The following is a 22868-nucleotide window of genomic DNA, read 5'->3' on the forward strand; positions in this document are numbered from 1 at the left end:
CATTCTTCTGTATTATGAGCAATAGTAAACAACGTCAACTTTATCGGTAAATTCTGGGTACAACGTTGGTTAACTGATTATTCGGTTGCGATCCGGACGGTTTACCCGTACACAAAACTTACTTTATTCGGTTTCGGAAGAAAGCCCTTCGTCACGCCATAATCGTCGCTCAACCGGGAAGATTTCTTGTTTGATGATCTCGATCTCACGGAAGCGGGGATGAGCGGGATGAAGTAAGTAGTTATAGGACATCGGAACCACAACCGAAGGCACCGCGGCTACTAAGTTCGTCGGGGCCGTGAGCCAGTCGCGCAGCAACCATTGGGTGCGCTCATAACTTTCCTCATTCCAATAGGCCGGAAGCGACTCTGCGGGGAAAAAGACTACGTCGTCGGGTACTTGCAGGGTAAACAACACCAGTTTCGGCAGCTTCTCGTACTTTACCCGAGGTTGGTGAACCAGCGATTCCACCAGGGCAAGGGCGGGGGAGGAAGTGGTGTACAACAAGGCATATCCTTTTGGATTCCACCGACCGCCAAACAAGCGCGCTCCTTCGGTAGCTAAGGGTTCCTGGCTGTATTTGGCTTTTACAGTGCGGTAAACAGTCAGCATTGCCCTTATCCAACAATGCCGTGTTCAATACGACCCAGCACATCATCGACCAGCCCAAAGCCAGTTGTCGTATCCAGCAATTGCAGGGGCGATTGGGAATTCAGCTCACGAATGGGTGAGCGCAACCAGTCGGCGAGGGTTTCCGCATCATCGTCAAAGACATCCAGCCCATGCCGAAGCAAATTGGTCAATAGCAATAATCGTTCGGAGGTATCGCGAGACAACCGCTCCTGGGGTTTCAGGCGATGCAAATTACGATCCGACATACTAAGGGTGCGGGCCATCTCAATATCGGTTAAGCCCACCATGTTTGCTACCTGATCGACTTCTGAACGAAGCACGCCCTGACGTGACTTGTCAATCAGCGTATAAGGCGCGTAAACAGCCGTGTGAGGAGGAAGTGTTGCGGAAGCCATAAGTAGTGACCGAAATTTGTCAGTCTTATAACCGCAATATGGCGCATTGGGTTCATCTGGGCAACTCGCTTAGTCGGTTATCTACGTGATTTGTCTTTACTGGTGGGCCTTTGCCGAGCCAAAAGCCGGGCAAAGGCCCTATCCAGCATGCTTCGAGCAAGTGCGTGATAGCCACCGCTACGTTCTTCTCCCTAGATCGTTGGCGTACCACCAGTCACCTGCACGGTACTGCTCGTCATGTAGCTAGAATCATTGGATGCCAGCAGCACGTAAGCCGGAGCCAGTTCGGCGGGTTGACCTGCTCGCTTCAACGGCACATCCTGACCAAAACTTTTTACTTTTTCAGGAGGCATCGTCGAAGGAATCAATGGCGTCCAGATCGGGCCGGGCGCAACGCAGTTTACCCGAATGCCTTTTTCGGCCCATAGCTGCCCCAGATTAGCCGTAAAATTTTGAATAGCTGCCTTGGTAGCCGCATAATCCAGCAATGTAGGGCTGGGCTTGTAGGCATTGATCGATGTTGTGTTGACCACCGTACTACCCGGCTTGAGGTGATTTTCAGCTGCTTTGCACAGAAAAAACATCGAGAAAATGTTAGTGCGGAATGTTCGCTCTAACTGTTCCTCGTTAATATCCTGCAAAGACTCCTGCGACATCTGATACGCGGCATTATTGACCAGAATGTCCAGACCGCCTAACTCATCCACGGCACGCTGCACGAGTTGCTGGCAATGCGCTTCACTGCGGATATCGCCAGCCATCAGCACCGCTTTTTGCCCCGCTTCTTCGACATAGCGGGCGGTTTCGCGCGCATCGTCCTCTTCGTCCAGATACGCAATAAGTATGTCGGCCCCTTCGCGGGCAAAAGCAATTGCTACAGCCCGGCCAATGCCCGAATCGGCTCCGGTGATGAGCGCTTTACGCCCTGTCAACTTTCCTGAACCTTTGTACGATTCTTCCCCATGATCGGCCTTAGGCTGCAACTGATCTTCATGGCCTGGTACATCCTGTTGCTGCTCAGGATGAGGAGGTTGAGGGTATTTTTTCAGCGGGTCCTCCATTGAGGACGTTGTGGGTTGAGCTGTCATAGTTGTTGGTTAAATTTTTGCGACCTATGGCAATAACCGCTTCGCAACCGGGATAAGACGGTAAAATTTTCCTGAGTAAGGAAACGGTACCGCAACATTGAAAGGCTTTTAGGTCAGCATCTCTGGAAGCTGATGCGTCTTGTTACGTAGCATTTTTGGAGAAGTTACCGATTTGCTTTTCGAGGTCAGTGTACCTGAGTAAATCGAATCTGTAGTCCTTCTTTTACCGCCGTGCTTGTCAGTAAGTCCGATTCGTCAGCGCAGTTTTTGGGGAGAACGTCCATAATTATTGCCTAACTTTCGTGAAATACTGAACTGATCCAGGTTTCACGGCCTATCCGTTATTGCAACCAATGAAAAAAAAGGAGATACCAGGTGTTAAAGAAATTGCTCGTCGTGCCAACGTCGCTATCGCCACCGTCGATCGGGTAATTCATAATCGAACTGGTGTTTCGGCTAAAACGCGGGAAAAAATAAACCAGATCATCGCCGAGCTTAATTACCAACCCAACCTGCTAGCCAGGCGATTAGCTTCCAATAAGATTCTTTCCATTGCCGTTTTGATTCCGTCGGTCACCGAAGAAACCGACTTCTGGGAAGCGCCGTTGCAGGGAGTCCGACAGGCCGAAGCCGAAATCCGACAATACGGAATCAACGTTGATCTTTATTTTTTCAACCTAAGCGATCCCCGCACTTTTGTCGAACAGGCGAACCGAATTGTAGACGCTTCCGTCGATGGCCTTGTTTTAGCGCCCTCCTTTGTGGACGAAGCCCGTGAGTTTACCGACGCATGTCAAAAAGCCAATATCCCGTTTGTCTTCATCGACTCCACTATACCCAATCAACGGAGCCTGTCTTACATCGGTCCGCCGTTGTTTCAGAGTGGTTATCTGGCCGGAAAATTATGTACCTATCGCTTGCAGGAGCACAGTAAGTTGCTGGTTGTTAATATCGCTACGTCGCTGGATAGCTTTACGTACCAGCAAATTGAAGAAGGATTTCGGGCTTACTTTACCGACCACAAGCTGACCTACCCAATTTTAAAGGCCAATATCCAGCAGACCGACTACCCCTCTATTGCTCTACACTTGCAAGATCTGTTTACCGCTCACGAAGCGATTGATGCCGTGTTTGTTAGTAATTCCCGCGTCTTCTCGGTTGCCCGTTTTCTCGAAAGTGCCGATTTACTAAAGAGACCGCTGTTGATCGGTTATGATTTCGTTAATGAAAACATCCGCTTTCTGGCTAGTGGTATCATTGATTTCCTGATTTGCCACCAGCCAAAAGAACAAGGCTACCGAAGCATCATGGCTTTATACCAACACTTAATTCTTTCGGCTTCCGTCGCGAAGGAACATTACATGCCCATCGACATCGTCACCCAGGAAAACCAGGCTTTTTATCGAAATTAATTAGCTAGGGTCACAAAGCTTTAGGCCATACTTTATCGCTGTCAAACTTTATCAGGCAGAATTAAATGAAACTTTTGGACTGATTTATTGCTACTCTAAAAATGTGTGTATATTTACGGGTACGTACCCGTAAAAACGTATTTCTCCTTCGTTCACCCCGCTATCAGCCATCCGTTTTATGACTACTTTATTGCACGATCGTCGGCAATTTATCCAGAAAGCTTCGTTGGGAAGTCTGGCACTTGGCTTATCACCAATGGCATGGTCAACAAAACAGGAATCGGCAGAAGGTAAGCGGGTGGGAATCATTGGCCTGGATACATCGCACAGCGTAGCTTTTACGAAAGCCTTGAACGGAGGTGGTTCAGACTATGCCAATTACAAAATAGTAGCTGCTTACCCGTATGGGAGCAAGACGATTGAGAGCAGCGCGAAGCGAATTCCTGACTACATCAACGAGGTAAAAAAATTAGGGGTTGACATCGTCGATTCAATTGATGAGCTGCTCAAAAAAGTTGACGTGGTTTTGCTGGAAACCAACGATGGTCGGCTTCATCTGGAACAGCTTAGACCGGTACTCAAAGCCGGGAAGCGCGTTTTTATCGACAAGCCCATCGCTGCGTCACTAAGCGACGTAGTAGCCATATTTGATCTGGCTCGTTCCTATAATCTACCTATTTTCTCAGCCTCGTCGCTGCGGTATATCAAGGGCGTTGACAGCATCGATAAAAGTCAGGTGCTGGGAGCGGATACGTTTAGCCCGGCGGTATTGGAAAAAACACATCCCGACTTTTTCTGGTACGGCGTCCACGGCGTTGAAACGCTGTATACTGTTATGGGAACGGGTTGCCAGCAAGTAATTCGGGCGCACACCGATGGAACCGACGTTGTCGTCGGAACGTGGGCGGATGGTCGGATTGGTACGTTTCGGGGAACGCGGACCGGCAAACACGAATACGGAGGAACCGTTTACACGCAGGCTGGTGCTGTCAAGCTGGGTCCTTACGACGGGTACAATGCCTTGTTGAAGGAAATCATTACCTATTTCGAAACCGGTAAGCCTCCCGTATCGCCCGAAGAAACAATCGAAATCTTTACGTTCATGGAAGCCGCCGATGAAAGTAAACGACAGGGGGGAGCGGCTGTCGTTCTGGCGAGTGTCCTAGAAAAAGCAAAACGAAAAAATCCTTAGTCAACCCAGCGTTCCCAGGCATTCCTAAACCCAACTTTTATATGCATAATGAGGAACAGACTCATTTCGACAGCGCACGCCGACGTTTCATTAGCCGTACTTTGACAGGCGCTACTGCGTTGGCTGTGGGTGGCATACTACCGAGCTTTAGCCCTAAAAGTTATGCACGTATTCTTGGAGCCAACGAAAAAGTACGAGTGGGCATGATGGGTGTAAACAGCCGGGGCCTGGCACTAGCCAGTAACTTTGCTTTACAACCCAACTGTGAGGTAATTTCGATTTCGGATGTCGATCAGCGAGCCGCTGCCAAATGCCTGACTACTGTTGAAGGCATTCAGCAAACGAAGCCCAAAAATCTGCCTGATTTCAGGAAGGCGCTGGAAAACAAAGACCTGGATGCCTTAATTATTGCTGCGCCGGACCACTGGCATGCCCCAGCCGCCCTGCTGGCGTCTAAAGCGGGCAAGCATGTTTACCTCGAAAAGCCGTGTAGTCACAATCCGCACGAGGGTGAACTGCTGGTAGCCAGTGTCAAAAAATATAAGAATGTTGTCCAGATGGGCAATCAGCGCCGATCCTGGCCCAACGTAGCCCAGGCGATCAAGGACGTTCAAGGTGGCGTTATTGGCCGGCCTTATTTTGCGAAAGGCTGGTATACCAACAACCGCGCTTCGATTGGCACGGGTAAAGCGGTCGCCGTACCATCCTGGCTGGATTACGAACTCTGGCAGGGACCGGCTCCGCGCCAAACCTTCAAAGACAACCTTATTCACTACAACTGGCACTGGTTCTGGCACTGGGGCACCGGTGAAGCCTGCAACAACGGTACGCACATGCTCGACCTGATGCGGTGGGGGCTGGGCGTCGATTATCCGACCAAGGTAACCTCAACGGGTGGCCGTTATCGGTACAAAGACGACTGGGAAACGCCCGATACGCAGGTCATCAATCTGGAATTTCCGAATAATACGGCCATGACTTGGGAAGGCCGAAGCTGTAATGGCCGAACCGTTGAAGGCACCAGCGTGGGGGTTATGTTTTATGGCGAATCGGGTTCGCTTCTGATTGAATCCGGCAATTCGTACAAAGTTTTTGATCTGGAAAACAAGCTGGTGAAGGACGTCAAGAACGATCTTCAGATTGATCCGAGAAATCGGATGAATCCATCGCAGGCGCTCGATGCCATTCATATCCAGAACTTTTTCGACAGCATCAAAAAAGGCGCAACGCTAGCATCCGATATTACCGGAGGACATAAAAGCACATTGCTTTGTCAACTCGGTAACATTGCGCAGCGGACGGGCGGAATGCTCGCTATTGACCCGTCAAACGGGCACATCAAAAACAACAAAGAAGCCGAAAAACTCTGGCGCCGGACGTACCAATCGGGTTGGGAGCCAACGATTTAAACGGATCATCGTGTCAACCGCATATCAGCCGTAGCATGGGCTATCTTAAACTTAAAAATGGAACGCTCATCACACCCTTTCGGTATATCCGGGGTGGAACAGTCGTGATGCAGGATGGGTTGATTGTCGGCGTTCACGAACGGGATGTCGACGTACCCGGTGCCGTCGAACGGGATGTGGAAGGACGCTATGTAGCGCCGGGTTTTATTGACATTCACGTTCACGGGGGAGGAGGACACGATTTTATGGATGGTACCGACACGGCATTCCTGAAAATCGCTGAATTGCACGCTCAATACGGAACGACATCGCTGGTACCAACTACGCTAACGGCTGAAAAAGAGGATCTGCTTAAAACGCTGGACAATTACGAGCGCGCTAATCAACAGAACCGTCAGGGTGCAAATTTTCTGGGCATTCACCTGGAGGGACCTTACTTTGCGTTAAGTCAGCGGGGTGCTCAGGACCCGCGTTACATCCGCAATCCGAACCCCGCCGAATACGAAGAAATACTGGCTTATTCATCGTCCATCGCCCGGTGGAGTGCGGCCCCTGAACTGAATGGTGCTATTTCGTTTGGCCGTCGACTACGCGAAAAAGGCATTCTAGCCGCCATTGCCCATACCGACGCCGTTTACGAAGACGTGCTCGAAGCGTATGAGAACGGGTATACACTGGCTACCCACTTGTACTCGGCTATGTCGGGCGTAACGCGCCGGAACGCGTTCCGTTACGCGGGGGCTATTGAAAGCGCTTTGCTACTCGATATGGACGTTGAAATCATCACCGATGGTATTCACCTGCCTCCTCCGTTGTTGAAACTGGTATACAAAATTAAAGGTGCAGACCGAACGGCGTTGATCACAGATGCTATGCGGGCGGCTGGTATGCCAGAAGGAGACAGCATTCTTGGCTCACTGACCAACGGGCTACCTGTTCTGGTTGAAGACGGCGTAGCGAAACTGCCCGACCGATCTTCGTTCGCGGGGAGCATCGCTACGGCTAATCAGTTGGTTCGTAACATGGTTCAACTGGCTGACGTGTCATTGCTCGATGCCGTTCGCATGGCCAGCACTACGCCCGCCCGTATTATGAGCGTCGATTCCAGAAAAGGGTCGCTGGTTGCTGGTAAAGATGCAGACGTAGTGGTTTTCGATGAGAATATCACGATTGATACTACGATTGTCGGGGGAAACATCGTCTACTCGAAAGCGCAGGTTGCTCATACCATTTAGTGCATACCATACTGTTCAATGCCTTACTCTCTAGCTAAATCCGAAAAAGATGCTGACCGACCTTTCTGCTGAACAGGCAAAGACTGAACCTAACCAGCTGCCATTGGATTCCTCAGCGCCATTTCGGCTGCAATCCCTGGATACATTGCGGGGATTCGATATGTTCTGGATTGCGGGGGGCGACAAGCTGGTCCATGTGTTGGCCGACGTAACGGGCTGGGGTTGGGCACTGGTGGTGGCTGATCAATTTACCCATGTTTACTGGCACGGTTTCCACGCTTATGATCTGATTTTCCCGCTGTTCCTGTTCCTGGCCGGCGTTTCTACTCCTTTTTCGTTAGGCAGCCGACTGGAAAAAGGAGTAAGTCCCAACCAGTTGATTCGAAAAGTAATCCAACGTGGGATTGTCCTGGTTTTGCTTGGGATTTTGTACAACAATGGCTTATTCAAAACCGAATGGACGCATATGCGCTACCCAAGCGTATTGGGACGAATTGGGCTGGCGGGCATGTTTGCCCAGCTAATTTATCTATACGCGTCCCGGCGATCGCAGTACGTGTGGTTCGCCGGATTGCTCATTGGTTACTGGCTAATCATTCAGTTGGTGCCCGTTCCCGGTTGCGGAGCTGGTTTGATTACTCCTGAATGCAATCCGGCAACGTACCTGGATAAGACCTTATTACCGGGCCGAATGTACAATGAAGTCTATGACCCGGTGGGTATCTTATCAACATTGCCCGCTATTGCTACCGCTTTACTGGGAATTTTTGCGGGTAATCTGCTCCGAACACCAGAACAAACATTGTCCAAATCCCGAAAAGCGATGTGGCTTACAGGGAGTGGTTTAGTATGCCTGGTCGTTGCGCTAGGCTGGAATCAGGTTTTTCCCATCAACAAAATTCTTTGGTCGAGTTCATTCGTCATGCTGACGGGTGGTTTTAGCTTGTTGTTACTAGCGCTCTTTTATAGCATCATCGACATTCTCCACTGGCGTCGGTGGACCTTCTTTTTTATTGTTATCGGCATGAATTCCATCGTCATCTATATGATCGGCGGATTCGTTGACTTTCGGTACACCGCCAAAGCGTTGTTTGGCGGGATGCTAGGCTTTTTTCCTGAACCTGTTCAGGCCGTAGGGTTAGTGATAGCCACAATAGCGGTCCTGTGGAGCTTTATGTATGTATTGTACAAACAGAAATGGTTTCTCAGATTGTAAGCTGTATAAGCGTAAGTTCAAACAGGAAAAATATTATGTACTTAGTTCAAGCATAAATTGCTCGTTAATTTTCTTTGAATAGAGATGTGCAAAATAAATTTCTGTCAATGATTTGATTGTATTTAATTGTTTTTTACTTTTCGGGTACGTACCCGAAACCGTTCAAGCTAAAGTAAGAATGTGATCGTCAACGTCCCTGGAAAGGAATAGGCGAGTGGCAAATCATAAAAAAGTAAAGCGTAATCAATTCTGATTATTTTTTTGTCTGGTTGCGGGTACGTACCCGCAACCAGACAGACGTAAACGTAGCCTTACCTATATAGACCAATTCTACATCTATGATTCGACTAAAACTACTTATCACAGGCATGCTCTGGCTCATCCTGATAACAGCCGAGGCTCAAACGAAGCGGATATCCGGTAAGGTGCTGGATGCGCAGAATGCTCCGTTACCAGGCGCGTCGGTTCTGCTAAAAGGAAGTACGACGGGTACTGTTACCGATGCCGAAGGCACCTTCACGATTAATGCTCCTGCTAATGCAGTGCTGGTCGTTTCTTACACCGGCTACCTGGCTAAAGAAGTGCCTGTTGGTCAATCGACAACGCTGAACATTACCCTTGCTGAGTCGCCCCAGTTGTTGAGTGATGTTGTTGTGGTTGGTTACGGTACGCAGCGAAAAAGGGATTTGACCGGATCAATTGCTTCTATTTCGCAGACGGAAGTAAAGAATCTGCCCATCGCCCGGGCCGATCAGATTCTACAGGGCCGTATCAGCGGAGTGCAGGTCACCCAAACCAATGCGGAACCGGGCGGTAACATCAGCATTCGCATCCGGGGGACAAACTCCATCAACTCGGGCAACGAACCGCTGTTTGTGATTGACGGCTTTCCGGGCGCAGGCGATCTGAATTCCATAAACCCCAGCGATATCGAATCCATTGAAGTGTTGAAGGATGCTTCTGCTACGGCTATCTACGGAAGCCGGGGGGCCAACGGTGTCGTGATCGTTACGACGAAAAAAGGGTCCAGCAAACAATCATCCATCAATTTTGAAGCGTATCACGGTGTTCAGTCCGTCAGCAAGCTGTACGATATGATGAACGCCAGAGAGTTTGCGACCTATCTGAATGACGTTCAGGGTCTGATTAATCAGGAAACGCCCGCTTCTGCGAAAGCACTGCCTTACACCCCAGAACAGGTTGCGGCATTGGGCGAAGGCACAAACTGGCAAAAAGAAGTGCTGCGAACAGCGCCGATCAGTAACTACCAGCTTAACTTCCTGGGCGGCAACAGCGATACCCGCTACAACCTGAGCTTCAACTATTTTAACCAGCAGGGTATCGTCATCAATTCGGGCTTCCAGCGAGGCTCTATTCGGTTTAATCTGGACAAAAAGATAAGCGACAAAATCAATGTTGGCTTCACGTCACAACTGACCCGGTCGGGAGAGAACCGCGCGTTGGTCAATACTGCCGGATCGACGGAAATGGGTGGTATTATTCTGGATGCCATGCGTTTTAATCCGGCACTGCCAGTTCGTGATCAGGCGGGAACTTATACGTACCTCAATGGTCCTGCGGGCTATCTGGAGCTAGTCGGTAACCCTGTCGCCTACGCCAACAAAGTCAAAAATCAGTACAACAACCTGCGGGGTCTACTTAATTTTTTTGCTGACTATGAGATCGTCAAAGGACTTAAGCTTAGAAGTACCGCCGGAACGGATTTTAATTATGCGTCGCTGGAGTATTATGTACCGTCCGATATTTACGCCGGTTCGAATAGCAAAGGCACCGCTACGCGCTCATCGGGAAACCGTTACAGCTGGGTTAACGAAAATACCTTGACCTACGACCGGGAGTTCAACAAATCGCACGCGCTCACGCTTCTCGGTGGTCTGACGTTTCAGGAATTTTACAACACCGACTTCGCGGCATCGAATAGTAATTTCTTCACGAATCTGCTGGAATCCGACAACATCGGCATTGGTGCCAACGTATTGCCACCGAGTTCAAGCCGTACCAAAAATAGCCTGATGTCTTACTTTGGCCGGGCCAACTACCGCTTTCTGGATAAGTACTTGTTTACGTTCACGATGCGGGCCGATGGTTCATCGCGCTTCGGACCGAACAACAAATGGGGCTATTTTCCCTCGGGGGCTTTCGCCTGGCGCGTCATCGACGAATCCTTTATGAAGTCGGTACCCGTCATTTCTGATCTGAAATTACGGGCAAGCTACGGCATCACCGGTAATCAGGAAATCGCATCGTATTCGTCGTTTGCCCGCTACACTAACAACGCTTACACACTGGGGGGCGGCACACGCGTGATTGGTTTATCGCCGAACAACATCCCGAACCCAGGTATTAGCTGGGAATCAACCGCTTCGTTGGATTTCGGTGTTGACCTGAGTGTGTTAAGCAATCGAATTACGTTTACTGCGGACTATTACTACAAACGCACGAGAGACTTACTACTGAACGTGTCGATTCCGGTGTCAACGGGCTACAGCACAGTCCTGTTAAACGCGGGTGGGGTGCAAAACAAAGGGATCGAGCTGAGTGTCAATAGCGTCAATATGAATTCGGGTCGCTTCAAATGGACAACAGCCGCCAACCTTTCCGCCAACCGCAATAAAGTTCTTGACCTGAATGGCGAATACGAACGCTTTGTCGGTACGTCGAGCGGCAGTCTTTTCCCGAGTGCCAGCAATGGCGCAACCAGCGTTCTGCGCGTAGGCGAACCGATTGGCTCTTTTTACGGATATGTATTCGAAGGTATCTGGCAAACACCCGACGAAATCAGCGCCAGCAAACGAACGGGTGTTCGTCCGGGCGATCCGCGCTACGCCGATCTCAACGGCGATGGCGTACTCGACGCGAAGGATCGCACCATCATTGGTCGGGCGCAACCCAAGTTTATTTACGGACTTACCAACAATTTCACGCTGGGCAATTTCAACCTGAACGTTTTCCTGCAAGGCGTTCAGGGTAGCGACATATTGAACCTCAACCGGTATTACCTAGAAACGGGCGGCTATATTAACGGCAACAAACTAAAGTCGCAGACGCAGCGCTGGACCGGGCCGGGTACCAGCAACACCATTGCCAAGGCAAACAGCACTCTACGGCGTGGAACTGGTATCACGAGTGATGTGGTTGAAGATGGCAGTTTTCTGCGCGTTAAAACCGTTTCGCTTTCCTACACGCTACCGAAGTTAGGCTCAATCAGCAACGTCCTGAAATCGGCGAATGTCTACGTTACCGCTCAGAACCTGTTCACCTTCACCAAGTATTCTGGCTACGATCCGGAAGTCAACTCGTTCGGAGCTTCCAACCTCAGTCTGAACACCGACTTCAACGCGTATCCAAACGTCCGAACATTCACCGCCGGTATTCGCCTTGGCCTCTAATCCACCTGACACCCATGAAAACTACGAAAAAAGGTTTGTTGCTCCTGTTGGGAGCGCTTGCGATGACGGGCGTTTCCTGCGACAATTTTTTGAAGGAAGAACCCTACGATTTTGTCAGCACCGATAATTTTTACCGGAGCGAGGCCGACGCCGTTACCGCGCTGAACGGTGTATTCAATCTCATGCAGAATGGATTGTACTACGCCCGTACGTTCTGGATCTTGTCGGAGTTGACCGGTGATCTGATGAAGGTCGGAAATCCGCAGGCGGGCCGGCCTGATCTGGATGAACTAACGTATACGTCCACCAATCCGGAAGTAGCCAACTGGTGGACGTACTCGTACCTGATGGTCAACCGCGCGAATGATGTCATTGCTAATACGCCGTCGATTAGCATGGATGCCGCCAGACGCGCCAATATCGAAGGAAACGCTCGTTTTCTGCGGGCGCTGGCTTATTTTGATTTGGTGCGTAGTTACGGCGATGTTCCGCTGCTGACCAAGCCAACCGGAGCAGATGGTAATTTACGACCCGCCCGAACACCGATCAAAGATGTATACAAGCAAATCGTTGATGACCTGACCTTTGCCGAAGCGAACTGCCTTCCTGAAAATAAAATTACGGCGGCTGAAAAAGGGCGCGTATCCAGCGGAGCAGCCGCTTCCTTGCTGGCTAAGGTGTATCTGACCCGGGCTTCTTCATCAGCTGCCGAAGCAACGGATACTCAGTCAGCCCTCGACGCTACCAACCGGGTGATCAACTCGAAAATTTATTCGCTGGTGCCTTACGCCAACGTATTCGATGTCGCCACCGAAAATGGTCCTGAACACATTTTCTCAGTTCAGTTCGATTTGCCGCCCAACGCGGGTAACATCACGGCGCGGATGCATTTGCCTGCGTCGCTAGACGGCAATCAGGCGTTTTACGTTGAGGAATGGTTCTACAACTCGTTCGCGCCTGCTGATACCATTCGTAAGAACTGGACGATGACCAAAAAAGCCGGGAGTCAGACATTAGCTAACGCGTATTACGTCAAGTTTCGGGACCCGCTTAGACAAGGAAACAACGCCCGCAACAACACGCTGATTTTACGCTATGCCGATGTACTGCTGATGCAATCGGAGGCCATGAATCAACTCAATCCGGCCAATGCGGCCAAATTTGACGGTATCAATGCTGTCCGGACGAGGGCGGGTATCAGCAAGCTAAGTTTGACGACGACTCCTTCAAAAGAAGACTTTATTACGGCTTTGGTCGATGAGCGGGGTTGGGAGTTCAGCGCCGAAGGAATCCGTCGGTTCGATCTTCTACGGCTGGGTCGGTACAAGGAAGTTCAGAAGCGGGTGTACAACCGGACCGTTGACAATAAATACCTGCTTTACCCGATTCCGCAGACCGAAATAACCTTGAATCCTAATCTGACACAAAATCCTGGTTTTTAGGCTAATTTAAAGCCAGGATAGTTTTTTACTTAGCAACAAAATAATGAGATTAACAGTCGAACAGGTTGACGCTCTGCAAGTGCGCGTTTTTGAAACCAGACAAGAAATGGGTGTCGCTGCCGGCGCGGATGTTGCCCTTAAAATCAGAGAGCTACAAACCGAGCAGGCAATTCTCCGAATGGTGTTTGCGGCAGCCCCTTCCCAAAACGAAATGCTGGATTATCTAGCCACCGCCGAGGGTATTGACTGGTCACGGATTGATGCCTTTCACATGGACGAATACGTGGGCCTACCCGCAGACGCACCCCAGCGGTTTGGTTCTTTCTTGACCACAAAGTTGTTTAGCCGGGTATCACCCCGTACTGTCCATTTGATCGATGATTCAGCGGGCGCAACGGAAGCCTGCCAGCGGTACAAACAGTTGCTGGAGGAAGGGCCAATCGACATCGTTTGCCTGGGTATAGGAGAAAATGGGCACTTGGCGTTCAACGATCCACCCGTAGCTGATTTTGATGATCCTGAAGTGATTAAGCGCGTTCAACTCGATGATGTGTGCCGCCAGCAACAGGTAAATGACGGTTGCTTCGATACCTTCGACGACGTTCCAGAAGAAGCGCTGACCCTGACCATTCCGACGTTATTATCCGGTCGTCACCTATTTTGTGTGGTTCCCGGCAAAACGAAGCATCAGGCGGTGAAAGCAGTGCTCAATGGGCCAATTACAACGGCCTGTCCCGCTTCCATACTTCGTCAGCATCCTGACTGTACCCTGTATGTCGATCAGGATTCATACGGAGCTATAACGGAGTAAATACGTTTTATCCGCGCGATCAATTACCCCCGCGCATTCCCGTATCGTACCGCAGCTAAATCGCGGGAGTAACTGATCGTAATAAACGTCAACCTAAACGGCCTAACCCAGCTTTTCTGCCCTTCGACTATGGTTACCACAAACGCAGTAAATAACAAGGCTACCCAAGTGCAGCGAACAACGGGTCCCATTATCATCATTGGGGTGATGTTTTTTGTGTTTGGTTTTGTGACGTGGATCAATTCCATCCTGATCCCTTATTTCAAAATAGCCTGTGAGCTAACACACTTTCAGTCGTATCTGGTTGCCTTTGCGTTTTACATCTCCTACCTGGTGATGTCGATGCCCGCATCGGTGCTGCTGAAACGGGTTGGTTTCAAACGGGGCATGATGGTTGGGTTTTTCATTATGTCGCTGGGGGCGCTGCTGTTTGTTCCGGCTGCATACACGCGAACGTACGCACTGTTTCTGACGGGTCTTTTCACCATAGGAACGGGACTAGCGGTGCTCCAGACAGCCTCTAATCCGTACGTAACGATTCTAGGGCCGATCGAGCGGGCCGCCCAGCGAATCAGCATCATGGGAATTTGCAATAAGACTGCTGGCATTGTGGCGCCACTCCTGTTTGCCGCCGTTATTCTGCGCTCGTCGGACGCTGCCTTGTTTAAGCAACTGCCCCTGATGACAGCCGAAGCGCGTAGCGTGGTGCTCGATGAGTTGATTCGCCGGGTAATGGTCCCCTACGCCTGCGTAAGCATCGTACTGTTTGGTCTGGGGTTATTCATCCGCTATTCCTCCCTGCCCGAGATTGACACGGAACAGGAAAGCGCGGAAGTTTCTGTTGCCAACTCCGACAAGACAAGCGTGCTGCAATTCCCGCATCTGGTGCTGGGTGCGCTGGCCATCTTTTTTCACGTTGGTTCCCAGGTTATTGCGATTGATACCGTCATCGGTTACGCCAGTTCGATGGGAGTATCGTTGCTGGAAGCCAAAGGGTTTCCGTCCTACATCCTGTTTGCGACGATCTGCGGCTACGTGATTGGCATCATCACCATTCCCCGGTTCATCCGACAGGTCAACGCGCTCCGAATCTGTACCTTGCTGGGTGTATTATTTAGCGTTGGTATCCTGTTTGCATCAGGTAGTCTTACCCTGTTTGGGCATGCTATGCCGCTATCGTTTTGGTTTCTGGTAAGCCTGGGTCTCCCAAATTCGCTGGTTTGGGCGGGTATCTGGCCGTTGGCGCTAGCCCGGCTGGGACGTTTTACCAAAGCGGGCGGTTCGCTGATGATCATGGGACTTTGCGGGAACGCTCTGATGCCGCTTGTCTACGGCTATTTTGCGGATTCTTTATCCCTTCGCGAAGCGTATTGGGTGCTTGTACCTTGTTATCTCTACCTGCTCTTTTACGCCGTTTACGGCCATACCATAAAACGCTGGCGGTAATCTGATTCTATCGTATTATGAAACATTTCTTTTTCGCCCTGCTATTCATCGTGCTGGGATTCCAGCCGGGTCTAAGCCAGCAACTAGCTCAAAGCTCCTCGTCTAAAACGGTGAAAGGATTTCATCTTGATCTGCGGATTCAGGTCATGACGATGAGCGCCCTTAAAGAACTTGCCCAGAAGCTTCAAAAGCAGGGCGTCAATACCCTGATCATGGAATGGGAAGCCACCTACCCATTTGAGAAGCATCCGATGATTCCCAACCGATACGCGTACAGCCGGTCGGATGTGACGTCGTTCGTGAAGTATTGCAATGGTCTGGGTATCGACGTGATTCCCCTGCAACAAAGCTTCGGACACGTAGAGTACATCCTGCGCAACCCTCGGTATACGACTTTACGGGAAGATCAGAAAGACTTCTCGCAGGTATGTCCCATCGAAAGCGAAGCCAATAAAGCCTTGTTCACGGATCTCTTTCGTGATCTGGTGTCTACGCATAACTCTCCTTATTTTCATATTGGGGGGGACGAAACGTATCTGCTCGGTCATTGCCACAAGTGCCAGGCAAAAGCCGCCAAAGAAGGAAAGTCAAAACTGTTTGTCGATCACATCAAGATGCTGTGCGACATTGTTACGAGTTTGGGCAAGCGTCCGGTTCTCTGGGCCGACATCGCGCTGAAACATCCTGAATCACTATCGCTGCTTCCCAAAGAAACGATTTTGATAGACTGGAACTACGGCTGGGCGCTGAACCGCTTTGGTGACCCCCGCAAATTAATCGAAACCGGGTTTGAAATCTGGGGAGCCCCTGCTTTGCGAAGTGGTCCCGATAACTACTTCGTGACCCAGTGGGAAAAGCATTTCAAGAATATCCGTGACTTTATTCCCACCACGAAGCAACTGGGTTACAAAGGTATTGTGATGACTTCCTGGTCTACTTCCGGCTTGTATTCGCCTGTTTTCGAGTCCGGCTCCGACATCGTTGACCTGTATGCCATTCGGCACGTTTATCCCCTGTCTGGTTTTACTATGTTGTTGGCCGCTTATGGCGAAAGTCTGAAAACGACGCAGCCGCTAAATATCGGGCAGTTTGTTGAGACATACACGAGAGACACCTACGGGTTTACCAAAGAACAGGCAAATCAATTCTGGCAGGCGCTGATCACGGCTCCTTATGAAGTGAAACAAGGTGTGGTTGCTTCCCCCAAACCCATGACGGTCCAGGCATTATTGGACAGCACCCGATGGGCGGCTAAGACCTTACACGACTTAAACCCCGTCAGGAACAAGCCAGAATTTGAACAGTACCGCCTTATGATGGACATTCGACTGGAATACCTGACTTATCAGGCGCTCGAAAAGGAAGTCAATGAGCCTAGTTTTACAACCGCGCAGATGCCGACTGTTTTGTCCAAGCTAAAAACCCTGATCGCCGATTCCGAAAAGATCAGCAATCGGTTTATCGCTTTAAACAAAAATTACTTCCATCCAGCTGAACTCGAACAAGAAGTTTATTGGCGGACAATTAAACCCCGTTTACTGTACGAACGCCTGGCCCGAGTAACGAGTCAGACTCCCACCGATTTCCCTTCAAATCATGGCAACTAATTTAACTTCCCGCCGACAGTTTATTGAAACGGGGGCTACAGCCCTTACGGGTCTACTCGCAATTGGCTCCGCAGCCTGGGCCAGACCGACCGCCAAAGCGGATACCCTTCGGCTGGGCATGATTGGCACGGGGGCTCGCGGGGCGGGGCTGGCTACGCTTATCCGGAACATGCCGGGCGTTGAACTCGTAGCCTGCTGCGACACCATTCCAGAGCACTTACAAAAAGGCATGGCTCTGGCCGCTAAGGGTGCAAAAGCGTATACGGATTACCGAAAACTACTCGATGACAAAACCATTGATGCGGTTGTCATTGCTACTCCGCTGTATCTGCACTATCCAATGGCGGTGGCAGCCATTCAGGCTGGCAAGCATGTCTATTTGGAGAAGTCGATGACGTATGATATTCCGCAGGCGATTGATCTGGTAAAGAAAGTACGCGACGCCAATCTGATCTTTCAGGTAGGGTATCAGTATCGCTATTATGATCTTTACCACCGGGTGAAGGAAGTGATTAACCAGAACTGGCTGGGCAAGATTACCCACTTTGAGTGTCAGTACAACCGAAACTCCAACTGGCGATTTCCAGTGAGTGATCCAAAGCTGGAACGGGCTATCAACTGGCGGATGCACCGGGAATACTGCGGAGGGCCACTGTCTGAACTGTGTGCGCATGAAATTGACGTGGTGAATTTTATGCTGAACGCGCATCCCGCCAAAGTGGTGGGTGTTGGCGGAATCAACTATTGGAAAGACGGACGCGATACGTACGATAATATTCGAACCGTTTATGAATATCCCAATGGCGTTAAGGCCAGCGTTACGTCGGTTCTATCGAACGCGTACAATGGCTATAGCATCCGGATCCTGGGCGACAAAGCAACTGTCGAAATCCTGCGGGATAAAGCGTACATCTACGCCGAATCAACCAACAACGTTCGCGGTACGGTCGATGGGGTGACGGGAGCGACCATTGCCGTAACGACTCAGGGTAAAGGCGTTGAACTGGACTTTGGAAAACCCGGTGAACCTAAGCTTGAACCAACAACCTATGCGCTTCAGGACTTTTTTGCCTGCATTCGTACCAAAAAACAACCCTTCTCGAACGTAGAGACTGGCCGTGATGGGTCTATTGCCATTCACTTGGGTAACGCGGCAGCAGATACCGAAACGGTTCAGTTCTGGAAGCCTGAGTACTCAGTCTAATCCACATTCTCTCAAAGGGCATGGCTGCACAATCCATCAACAAGTCGGCGAAATTTTCGCCTGCTATTGGCCGACCGCCAGGTAGTAACACCCTGTTATGGTCGGGCGTCGGCCTGTTGATGCTGTGCTTGACTTTTACGTCGTTTCGGGATAATAGATCGCTACAGCCTTTCCGAATAACGGGTCTGGCTCAGGGAACAAGCTATTCCATTACGTACTACCACCAGCGGGAACTAGTGCATCAGCGGCAAATCGACAGTATTTTCAACCGGCTCGACCAATCGCTTTCCATTTATTCGCCGACTTCGCTCATCAGTCGGTTCAATCAGTCCGCAACGGGTATCGAAGTTGACATTCACTTGCGGAAGGTAACTAAACGATCGCTGGAGATTTTCAACGATACCGATGGCGCATTTGACATAACGGTTTATCCGCTGGTTAAAAAATGGGGGTTTGGCGTAGAGAAAGTAGCGCTATTACCCGACTCTGCTACGATCCGTTCCATACTGCCTTGCGTGGGTTCGGGAAAAATTCGATTGGTCCAAAACCAGTTGGTGAAGGCTGTACCGTGTACCCAGATTGACGTGAACGGTATTGCACAGGGCTACAGCGTTGATGTTATTGCGGCTTATCTCGAAAGAAAAGGCATTCGAAACTACCTGGTAGAAGTCGGCGGTGAACTACGCGTGAAAGGCCGAAAATACCCTGAAAACAAGGTTATGTCCATTGGCATTCAGACGCCAACCGAAAACGATTTCGAATCGGGCGACATTCAGCGTGTCATTGAAATCGATCAGGGGGGTATCACAACATCCGGAAATTACCGCAAATACCGGCAAATTGGCTCCCGCCGACTCTCTCATATCATTGATCCGAAAACGGGTTTTACGACGCAAAGTGAAATCATCAGCGTTACGGTTCTGGCCAAGGATGCGTTGACTGCCGATGGGTATGATAACGCCTTGCTGTCTATGGGCTTACCAAAAGCCTTGTCTTTCCTCGAACACCACCCGTCGCTGAACGCTTACATTATCTACCAAAAACAGGATGGATCGGTCAGTGACACAGCGACTGCTGGCTTTTATAAATCGAACCGATAGTGGTCCCGCTGTGCCTGGAACTATGCTATACTTTTTCGACCAGGGCATAGCGCCGAAAATTACCCGTCAACAGGCGAAAGCAACGGGGGCTAATCCGATCTAGAAAGAGAAACAGGCAAAACAGAATCAGCAGGGATAAAAACGGATTAAGCCAGTAAGAAATCGTGCCCGGTTTCGACCACGCTTTGGAAAGCAAGTAATTAACCGCAGGGTGATACAAGTAAAAAGCCATGGAGTACCGACGGCCATAATGGCTTAGCACATTATTTTCGGGTATCCGTGATTGCAGGGCTACGAAGAACATACCTACCGAAAAGAGCAGGGTTCCAAGTACAAAATTGAAGTTTAGTGTGTCTTGCCAGCTTTTGGTTAATAGCCAGGCTTCGACTAGCTGTATTCCTATTCCAACAGCAACCATCTGGCAAGCCATGCGCAGTGAAACATTTATTTCCAGCGTGTACTTGGCAATCATGAAACCAATACAAAGAAAAGGAATCGACAAAAGGGAACGGGCGTAAACAGGATGCGCGGGCAAGCCGATCAGGCTACTATAAGGGTTTAGAAAAAGGATGAGCAGAATAACCTGGCCGGTCAGGTGTGGTATGTATTTTTCATTATTGCACACTAGAAAAAGCCAGAGCACACCATAACCCAACAAGAGTGATGTTAGAAACCAGAGGTGAAAATAAGTGCCTACGACCAACGTAAAATGAGTCGTGAGTGACTTGATCGAGCCATCTGTAACGCCCACAAACAGCAGATAAAAAGAATTAGCCAACACATAGATGGTCAACACAGATTTAACTGTCTTCGCAAAAGCGCTGATCGATAGCTTCGTATAAGCTTGCTGAAAATAGTAACCGCTCACCATAAAAAAGAAAGGGACCGTCCATCGTCCTATCAGGGCGAGAGCAGGTGCTTGACCGGAATACGCACTATGGTTCACAAAGACCATTAAAGCTGCTAGCAGTCGAAACAGGTCAATGCTTGCATTCCGATTAGAGGTAACGGACACAATTTTGTATTTTCAGGTATATATTTTTGTAAATCTATTATTTATTATTTTAAAAAATAGTAAACATTTAAATCTTAGTGTTTCTTTCTAATGGATGTTGCTTCACTTTCTGGTAGACTCAATCTAAGCAGTAAAGCTGTCTTTGATATGAAGTCTCTCAGTTGACTAAGCGCCTGATTAACCTAGTTGAGCAGAAAGTAAAGAGGTGAGCTACATAAAAAATAGTATGGAGAACTCCCCCAATAGCTGACTCGTAAAGGATAAGTCGTGCTTGCCGAATTGATCCGAGTAATTCTGCTATAATCGCTCTAATTGCTGAAAAATAGGGATTAACGCTTTGCCCTGGTCAGAAAGCATGTATTCAATATGTAAAGGTTTTTGGCTAATCACTTCTTTCGCCAAATAGCCTTCATCTACCAACTCTTTGAGGGCAATGGCCAGGGACTGTTTATTGGCACCTTCAATTTCGCGTAGTAATGAATTAAACCGCAAGGGACCACTCAACGCAAGTTGAAAGATTTGCGGTTTTAACTTTCCGGAAAGCAACTTCAACAGTTCTTCGGCTGGACACCTATTTCCAACTTTTTGCATTTTTCTGATAGTCAGGTTTTTTTGACTAATTGACTTGCTGCCTACTACTAAACCAACTTTGTGGGACAATTACCAGTACAGCAAAATATGATGAGCAATTAAGCTTCGACAGTAGGGTAAACTATGGCTGGTGCACTGGCAGAGTGCGACATCAAAGCTATAACGCAGACCGTATCAGAAAATTCAACCTGACGTATTGCGGGACAAATAACATTCAGTTCTTTCATACCAAACAATGAATACCAGTCATTTGGTCTACAAACAAGCCGTAGCTGCTTTGAAACGAGATAACTATTCCAAACGGATGAGCTTTTATATTCGAGCACGTTTGGCTACAGTGCATCTACTGTCTTTGTGCCTGATTGGCTTCTTAACCAGTGAATGCAATGCACAGGCCGATCGGTTGAACCAAGTAACGAAGAAAACAATGGAAAATAAGATTCAAAACCCACTTTTGTGTGATATAGAAACGGGTATGTGTGAAATGCCGGACTCAGCGACCACTGTAGCCGTACAGACCGTTTCGCCCGTAAAAATCATTTACTTTACCGATCCCATTTGCTCATCCTGCTGGGGCATAGAACCGCAATTGCGTAAGCTAAAACTTGAGTACGGCAAAAGCATTGAGCTAGAATACCGGATGGGCGGACTTCTGCCCGACTGGAGTTATAATAGTGGTGGAATTAGTAAACCCTCCGATGTGGCCCACCACTGGGATGAAGTAAGTCTGCATTATGATATGCCAATTGACGGAGATGTGTGGCTAGAAGATCCACTAGACTCGTCCTACCCGGCTTCCATTGCTTTTAAAGCGGCTCAGTTACAGGATCCCCACAAAGCAGTACTCTTTTTGCGGGAAATGCGCGAAATGGTTTTTCTGCATAAAAAGAATATCGCCAAATGGGAGCATCTGGCAACGGCTGCGCAAACAGTAGGCTTGGACCTCGAACAATTAAAGACTGATTATCAGGGTAAAGCTAAAACGCTTTTTCAGGCAGATTTGGCCTTGGGCAAGCAGTTAGGAGTGCGTGGCTTTCCCACGATGTTTTTTGTTGATAGCCAGGGTCAGCCGGAAAAAGTATACGGCTCCAAACCGTATATCGCCTACGAAGATGCCCTTCAGAAGCAATTACCCTCCGTGAAAAAGACTACCATTGATCCAAACTGGGAAAGCTTATTTTCCGTCTATCATACACTTACTTCCCGCGAGTTCGCTGAACTGTCGGGCCGCAAGCGCCAGGAGGTTGACAGCTATCTTCAACACTTGACTGATGAGGGAAAGTTGAGAAAAGTAACCACTAAGAACGGCGTCTTGTGGATTCTCCAATAAACGCGTTTACTCGTAGGCTTACGTGCGTCTATCGGTGAGTGAGTCAAATTCACTAGTAGTACAGCACCCATGATTGTCTATTGCCAGGTTTAGTAAGTACGATACCAAATCAACCATTTGTTTGAAATGGTCCTGAACTGTTTGAAAAGAATCGCTCGATCTTACTTGTCTGTCGTAATGATACGATGGACATGTGAGATAGAGCGACTTTAACGATTGTGAAAAGATACTGACTAAATCAAAACTAGGCTGTTTATGATTGATTCGCCGATTTACCCTGCTGAGGTGGAGTGAAACTATTTCCTCAAAACAGGCTTCTTGCAACCTGGTAG

At 49.2% G+C, this 22868-nt stretch carries 18 protein-coding genes; 13 read left to right on the forward strand and 5 right to left on the reverse strand.

Features of this window, described 5'->3' with window-relative positions; translation table 11 throughout:
- Window positions 1-123: 123 nt before the first annotated feature.
- The 3 genes from LQ777_RS25785 to LQ777_RS25795 all read right to left on the reverse strand — a co-directional run bounded on the left by LQ777_RS25785 (window position 124) and on the right by LQ777_RS25795 (window position 2116).
- Window positions 124-612: an RES family NAD+ phosphorylase gene (locus LQ777_RS25785; protein WP_232563321.1), complete on the reverse strand. Its 489-nt coding sequence runs from the start codon at window positions 610-612 to the stop codon at window positions 124-126.
- A 5-nt stretch (window positions 613-617) separates the two neighbouring features.
- Window positions 618-1028, reverse strand: a complete 411-nt coding sequence (gene parS / locus LQ777_RS25790; protein ID WP_232563322.1) for a type II RES/Xre toxin-antitoxin system antitoxin — start codon at window positions 1026-1028, stop codon at window positions 618-620.
- Between the two features lie 191 nt (window positions 1029-1219).
- Window positions 1220-2116 (reverse strand): SDR family oxidoreductase, encoded by an 897-nt coding sequence (locus tag LQ777_RS25795; RefSeq protein WP_232563323.1) that lies wholly within the window; start codon window positions 2114-2116, stop codon window positions 1220-1222.
- Window positions 2117-2469: 353 nt separating this feature from the next.
- On the opposite strand from LQ777_RS25795, the gene LQ777_RS25800 reads away from it, so the two are divergent.
- From LQ777_RS25800 to LQ777_RS25855, 12 genes are all read left to right on the forward strand, one after another.
- Window positions 2470-3528, forward strand: coding sequence for a LacI family DNA-binding transcriptional regulator (locus LQ777_RS25800; protein ID WP_232563324.1), 1059 nt, complete (start codon window positions 2470-2472; stop codon window positions 3526-3528).
- A 178-nt stretch (window positions 3529-3706) separates the two neighbouring features.
- Window positions 3707-4720, forward strand: a complete 1014-nt coding sequence (locus LQ777_RS25805; protein WP_232563325.1) for a Gfo/Idh/MocA family protein — start codon at window positions 3707-3709, stop codon at window positions 4718-4720.
- A gap of 41 nt (window positions 4721-4761) precedes the next feature.
- Window positions 4762-6129, forward strand: coding sequence for a Gfo/Idh/MocA family protein (locus LQ777_RS25810; RefSeq protein ID WP_232563159.1), 1368 nt, complete (start codon window positions 4762-4764; stop codon window positions 6127-6129).
- A gap of 35 nt (window positions 6130-6164) precedes the next feature.
- Entirely contained in the window at window positions 6165-7364 is a 1200-nt protein-coding gene (gene nagA, locus LQ777_RS25815; RefSeq protein WP_232563160.1) for an N-acetylglucosamine-6-phosphate deacetylase, read from the forward strand.
- 49 nt (window positions 7365-7413) lie between these two features.
- Window positions 7414-8580, forward strand: coding sequence for an acyltransferase family protein (locus LQ777_RS25820; RefSeq protein ID WP_425276963.1), 1167 nt, complete (start codon window positions 7414-7416; stop codon window positions 8578-8580).
- Window positions 8581-8918: 338 nt separating this feature from the next.
- On the forward strand, window positions 8919-11990 hold the full coding sequence (locus LQ777_RS25825) for a SusC/RagA family TonB-linked outer membrane protein (protein ID WP_232563161.1): 3072 nt from the start codon (window positions 8919-8921) through the stop codon (window positions 11988-11990).
- Between the two features lie 14 nt (window positions 11991-12004).
- The gene (locus LQ777_RS25830; protein ID WP_232563162.1) at window positions 12005-13432 is read left to right on the forward strand and encodes a RagB/SusD family nutrient uptake outer membrane protein; all 1428 of its coding nucleotides are present in this window, start codon (window positions 12005-12007) and stop codon (window positions 13430-13432) included.
- A gap of 43 nt (window positions 13433-13475) precedes the next feature.
- On the forward strand, window positions 13476-14243 hold the full coding sequence (locus tag LQ777_RS25835) for a glucosamine-6-phosphate deaminase (protein WP_232563163.1): 768 nt from the start codon (window positions 13476-13478) through the stop codon (window positions 14241-14243).
- Between the two features lie 129 nt (window positions 14244-14372).
- Window positions 14373-15689 carry a sugar MFS transporter gene (locus tag LQ777_RS25840; RefSeq protein WP_232563164.1) on the forward strand — a complete coding sequence of 439 codons (1317 nt, stop codon included), beginning with the start codon at window positions 14373-14375 and terminating at the stop codon, window positions 15687-15689.
- Between the two features lie 17 nt (window positions 15690-15706).
- On the forward strand, window positions 15707-17296 hold the full coding sequence (locus LQ777_RS25845) for a beta-N-acetylhexosaminidase (RefSeq protein ID WP_232563165.1): 1590 nt from the start codon (window positions 15707-15709) through the stop codon (window positions 17294-17296).
- Window positions 17286-18500, forward strand: a complete 1215-nt coding sequence (locus tag LQ777_RS25850; RefSeq protein ID WP_232563166.1) for a Gfo/Idh/MocA family protein — start codon at window positions 17286-17288, stop codon at window positions 18498-18500. Before LQ777_RS25845 ends, LQ777_RS25850 begins: the two co-directional genes overlap by 11 nt.
- Window positions 18501-18520: 20 nt before the next feature.
- Entirely contained in the window at window positions 18521-19600 is a 1080-nt protein-coding gene (locus LQ777_RS25855) for an FAD:protein FMN transferase (protein WP_232563167.1), read from the forward strand.
- Between the two features lie 25 nt (window positions 19601-19625).
- On the opposite strand, the gene LQ777_RS25860 is transcribed toward LQ777_RS25855, so the two are convergent.
- A complete protein-coding gene (locus LQ777_RS25860; protein ID WP_232563168.1) occupies window positions 19626-20615 on the reverse strand; it encodes an acyltransferase family protein in 990 nt (329 codons plus the stop codon).
- 297 nt (window positions 20616-20912) lie between these two features.
- Window positions 20913-21206, reverse strand: a complete 294-nt coding sequence (locus LQ777_RS25865) for a winged helix-turn-helix transcriptional regulator (protein ID WP_232563169.1) — start codon at window positions 21204-21206, stop codon at window positions 20913-20915.
- A gap of 427 nt (window positions 21207-21633) precedes the next feature.
- Between LQ777_RS25865 and LQ777_RS25870 the strand changes: the two genes are divergently transcribed.
- Window positions 21634-22536, forward strand: a complete 903-nt coding sequence (locus LQ777_RS25870) for a ClpXP adapter SpxH family protein (protein ID WP_232563170.1) — start codon at window positions 21634-21636, stop codon at window positions 22534-22536.
- Window positions 22537-22868 lie beyond the last annotated feature (332 nt).

This window comes from Spirosoma oryzicola, assembly GCF_021233055.1.
Taxonomy (GTDB): Bacteria; Bacteroidota; Bacteroidia; order Cytophagales; family Spirosomataceae; genus Spirosoma; species Spirosoma oryzicola.

Bases quoted from the DNA above. Each gene is read 5' to 3' on its own strand.
- LQ777_RS25805 (WP_232563325.1), top strand. From the start codon at position 3,707: ATGACTACTTTATTGCACGATCGTCGGCAATTTATCCAGAAAGCTTCG.
- nagA (WP_232563160.1), top strand. From the start codon at position 6,165: ATGGGCTATCTTAAACTTAAAAATGGAACGCTCATCACACCCTTTCGG.
- LQ777_RS25810 (WP_232563159.1), top strand. From the start codon at position 4,762: ATGCATAATGAGGAACAGACTCATTTCGACAGCGCACGCCGACGTTTC.
- LQ777_RS25800 (WP_232563324.1), top strand. From the start codon at position 2,470: ATGAAAAAAAAGGAGATACCAGGTGTTAAAGAAATTGCTCGTCGTGCC.
- LQ777_RS25830 (WP_232563162.1), top strand. From the start codon at position 12,005: ATGAAAACTACGAAAAAAGGTTTGTTGCTCCTGTTGGGAGCGCTTGCG.
- LQ777_RS25785 (WP_232563321.1), bottom strand. From the start codon at position 612: ATGCTGACTGTTTACCGCACTGTAAAAGCCAAATACAGCCAGGAACCC.
- LQ777_RS25865 (WP_232563169.1), bottom strand. From the start codon at position 21,206: ATGCAAAAAGTTGGAAATAGGTGTCCAGCCGAAGAACTGTTGAAGTTG.
- LQ777_RS25835 (WP_232563163.1), top strand. From the start codon at position 13,476: ATGAGATTAACAGTCGAACAGGTTGACGCTCTGCAAGTGCGCGTTTTT.
- LQ777_RS25845 (WP_232563165.1), top strand. From the start codon at position 15,707: ATGAAACATTTCTTTTTCGCCCTGCTATTCATCGTGCTGGGATTCCAG.
- LQ777_RS25820 (WP_425276963.1), top strand. From the start codon at position 7,414: ATGCTGACCGACCTTTCTGCTGAACAGGCAAAGACTGAACCTAACCAG.
- LQ777_RS25825 (WP_232563161.1), top strand. From the start codon at position 8,919: ATGATTCGACTAAAACTACTTATCACAGGCATGCTCTGGCTCATCCTG.
- LQ777_RS25795 (WP_232563323.1), bottom strand. From the start codon at position 2,116: ATGACAGCTCAACCCACAACGTCCTCAATGGAGGACCCGCTGAAAAAA.
- LQ777_RS25850 (WP_232563166.1), top strand. From the start codon at position 17,286: ATGGCAACTAATTTAACTTCCCGCCGACAGTTTATTGAAACGGGGGCT.
- LQ777_RS25870 (WP_232563170.1), top strand. From the start codon at position 21,634: ATGGAAAATAAGATTCAAAACCCACTTTTGTGTGATATAGAAACGGGT.
- LQ777_RS25840 (WP_232563164.1), top strand. From the start codon at position 14,373: ATGGTTACCACAAACGCAGTAAATAACAAGGCTACCCAAGTGCAGCGA.
- parS (WP_232563322.1), bottom strand. From the start codon at position 1,028: ATGGCTTCCGCAACACTTCCTCCTCACACGGCTGTTTACGCGCCTTAT.
- LQ777_RS25855 (WP_232563167.1), top strand. From the start codon at position 18,521: ATGGCTGCACAATCCATCAACAAGTCGGCGAAATTTTCGCCTGCTATT.